Raw genomic sequence first — 382 nt, forward strand, 5'->3', positions numbered from 1 at the left:
CCGCAGGGTCGGGCACGGCGATCACCTCGGCGAGCGTCGCCACCGCGAGGTCGACCTCGTCCTCCTGGTCACGCGCGACCTCGGCGCCCGTCGTGGCGACGCCTGTGAGGTCGAGCGCGCTCGATCCTTCTCGGGCCGCGCGTACGGCGAGAGCGAGCAGCGCGAGCGGCCACCCGTCGCGTTCACCCACGGCGCGGGCGATGCGACGGGCCACGAGTTCGTCGCCGCGGCTGACGAACTCGTGCTCGGCGAGGACGTCGAGTGGGTGGCGTCCGTCTGTGCGACCCGCGTCAGGTGCGACAACCGCCGATTCGGGCGCAGTCTCGACATGGTGGTCGGTCATCGCTGACTCCCTCGCTCGCGACCGTCGATGATGGCGGAC

General features: G+C 72.3%; 1 protein-coding gene. It reads right to left on the reverse strand.

Features of this window, described 5'->3' with window-relative positions; genetic code table 11:
- A partial coding sequence (locus GO615_RS30180; RefSeq protein WP_211167461.1) for a hypothetical protein occupies positions 1–343 on the reverse strand: 343 nt, incomplete at its 3' end.
- Positions 344–382: the final 39 nt, after the last annotated feature.

The sequence above is a fragment of the Aromatoleum evansii genome, assembly GCF_012910805.1.
GTDB classification, from domain to species: Bacteria; Pseudomonadota; Gammaproteobacteria; order Burkholderiales; family Rhodocyclaceae; genus Aromatoleum; species Aromatoleum evansii.